The 3067-nt window shown below is 77.6% G+C and carries 3 protein-coding genes; all 3 read left to right on the top strand.

The features are described 5' to 3' along the window. On the top strand, window positions 1-330 hold a 330-nt coding region (locus tag J0670_RS34345), incomplete at its 5' end, for a hypothetical protein (protein ID WP_207816298.1). Window positions 331-651: 321 nt separating this feature from the next. After that, on the top strand, window positions 652-2322 hold the full coding sequence (locus tag J0670_RS34340; protein ID WP_207816296.1) for a hypothetical protein: 1671 nt from the start codon (window positions 652-654) through the stop codon (window positions 2320-2322). After that, window positions 2322-3067: bpX6 domain-containing protein (locus J0670_RS34335; RefSeq protein ID WP_207816294.1), on the top strand; the 746-nt coding region annotated here is incomplete at its 3' end. The genes J0670_RS34340 and J0670_RS34335, both read left to right, overlap by 1 nt.

Here is a 3067-nt window from a genome sequence, read left to right as displayed (position 1 = left end):
GGCGACCTGCCGTGGGCCGACGGCGCCCGCTACCTCGGGTCGGACGGCGGCGTGCTGGTACCGACCACCGCCCGCCCGTGGCCCGCGGCCCCGCTGTGGCGGGCGGCCCTCGGGGCGACGACGGCGCAGCTCTGCGCGCTGGTGCCCGGCCACGCGCTGGTCACCGACCCGCCGGCGCCCGGCTGCGACCCGGCGGCCCTGGACCGGTTCCTGACGGCTGACGGTGCGGCGGCGTCGAAGGCGACGGCGGCGGCGACAGAGGCGGTGGCGACAGCGGAGACGGGGGAGACGGCGGGCGGGCGACCGGGCTCCGGGCGGAACGCGACATGACGAGTGGAGGAACGGACGTGGCCGGAGACGGCACGGCGGTGGACCCGGCCCACCTGGCGGACCGGCAGAGCGGCGTCATCGTCCGGGTGCTCGGGCGTGGAGCGTGTCCGGCGACTCGCCTTCGACCGAGCTGAGCCGAATCGCGGCGAGCGTCGTCGCATCGCAACCCCTGGCGGCCCACCGGCCCGGTGCCGCCTTCGTCGGGACGTCTACGTCGGGTCGGCCTTGACGCCCGGCACAGGGGCGTGGATCAGCGCCTCGGGAGGGCAGCATGGTGGAAGCGGAGGAACAGGTGCGGGTCGGCCGCGACGGAGGCCCGGCATGACCACCGCGCTCGCGCCGTGGGCCGGGACGCTGTCCGCCCTCACGCCCGAACTCGCCACCGCGCTCGGCCCGTTGCTGCGCCGCCTGGACGTGCTGATCGGCGAGCGCGAGCCCGTCGTCGAGACGGAAGGGGAGCCGGACGGGTACGGAGGGCTCGCGCGGTTCGGTCGGCCGGACCACCTGCTGCCCTCGGAGTGGCTGCTCGCCGAGGAGTTCCCCGAGGAGTTCCTCCGCCGCTGGGTGGACGGTGAACTGCTGCACCTGGAGCCCGAGTTGCGCACCCCGGCCGATCGCGGCCAGGTCGTCGCCCTGGTGGACGCCGGCCCCGCGCAGGCCGGTGCGGCCCGGCTGGTCCAACTGGCCGCGCTGCTGGTGCTGCACCGGCGGGCGGCCGCCCGGGGCAGCGAGCTGCTGGTCGGCGTGCTCGGCGAACCGCCCGGGCGGCTGATCGGCGGCGACCTCACCGAACTGCTGCCGCGCTGGCTCAAGGCCCGGAGCCACGACGACCCGACGCCCGAGGACGTGCGCTACGCCGAGGGGGCGCTGGACGCCGCAGCGCGTCCCTGGCTGCTCACCTCGCCCCGACTGGCCGCCCAACTGCCCGGCCGGAGAAGGACGGTGACGACGGAGGAGGCCGGCTGGGGCGCCGACGGCGTGACCAAGGTCCGGACCAGGGTGGACGGCGGAGCGGCCGTCGAGCTCCCGCTGCCCCCGGCGAAGATCGCCGTACGGGCGCTGCGCGGGTCCGAGTTCAGGCGCCCGGGGCGGCTGGACGCGCCGCTGCCGAGCATCAGGGGCGCCCTGCCCGCCTTCACCGGGGACGCCGACACCCTGCTGGCCCGGGGCCGGCAGGCCTCCGTACTGATCGCCGTCGCGGTGGGCAACGGAGCGACCGCCGGCGGGGCCGCCCGGCCGCGCCGCCACGAGCTGCCCGGCCCGGTGGTCGCGGCCGCGCGCGTGGGCCGGCGTCTCCTGGCGCTGTACGCGAAGGACGACCGGCTGAGGCTGTACGTGAGCGGCCGCCCTCTGGGCGAACCCGGCCGCTACGACGTGGCGGCGGCGGAGGTCGACCTGCCCCGGGTCGGCTCCACCGGCTTCGCCGAGCTGATGGCCCAGCCGGTCCTGCCGCTGCTGCGCGAGGGCGACGACCTGCTGCTGCCGCTGGCCGGCCAGTGGCGGCGGATCGCCCCCGGCGGCCGGGTGGGCACCGACGGCCCGGTGGTCTCCACCGAGGGCGGGCGGCCGTTCCGGTACGCGCGGGAGCCCAGACTGGCGTCCGTCGCGCTGCCGCCCGAGGCGGCCGGTGCCGAGCACCTGGTGCACGGCCTGGGCGCCGTCGGCTGGTCCGCCGACGGGCGGGAGTGGTGGCTGGAGTCGGATTCGGGCCTGAGCCGCCGGATCGCCCTGGCCGAGGGGGAGGCCGAGGTGATCGGGCTGGTCCACGGCGGTGGGGAGCTCATGCTGATCACCCGGACCAGCGCGGCCGGACTGGTGCGCACCGTCCGCGCCTACGGTGTCCGGACGCTCACCGGCCTGTCCGGCGGCCCGACCGCCCCCGCCGTCCACCCGCGACTGCCGCTGATCGCCGCCGAGCCGCGCCCCGGCCGTCTGGTCGTCGCGGACGCGGTCAGCGGGCGCTCGCACCTCGTGATCAGGAGCACCGACTGATGAGTCCCACCCTCGACGCGGCCGGGTTCGTCCTCGACGTGCCGCTGATCGGCGCCGCCGAGGCCACCGAACGCGTCCTCCGGCACTGGCAGGACGGCGCCCTGCTGGCCGAACTCCCGGACGGCCGCTGGCTGTTGTCCCTGCCGGAGCCGGTCCCGACCCGCGTCGACCGGGCGCCCGGCGAGCCGCTGCGCGCAGTCGGCGGGGCGCTGGTGGCGGAAGGGGCCGATCGCGGCGCGGTCGGAGAACTCGCCGTCGTCTCCGGCAGTCTGACGAGGCGTCACGTCATCGCGGAACTGCGCACGCTGGACCCGTCGGAGAAGCTGGACCTGAGCGGCCTCACCCTCCACCGGCTGGGCCCGGTCGGAACCCCCGTCGTGGCGGAGCCGGTGGAGACCGAACCGCCGGCCCCACCCGCCGTCGACCTGCGGGCCGCCGCCGGGATCGCCGAGCCCAGCGAGCTCGCCGGGCGACTGCTGCACGAGCACGGCCGCACGGTGCCCCCGGCGGCGCGGGCCGCCCTGATGATCGTCGTCCTCGCGCTGCTCCTGCTCGTCCTCGGGGGCGCCACCCACACCCCGGTGCTCCTGCCGGCGGCCCTCGGTGCGGGCGTCGGCCTCGCCCTCGTCCCGTACGCCCGGGCTGGGATCGCCGGGAAGGGCCGGAGGGCCGCCCATGCGCCGAGCGCCGAAGCCCCGGCGCCGGAGCGGCGCGGACGGTGGTCGCTGTTCCCGCCCGCCCTGCT

Source organism: Streptomyces sp. FH025 (assembly GCF_017427025.1).
Lineage (GTDB): Bacteria > Actinomycetota > Actinomycetes > Streptomycetales > Streptomycetaceae > Kitasatospora.
Note: the sequence above shows the minus strand (reverse complement) of the source record. Positions and strands in the feature narration are given on the sequence as shown.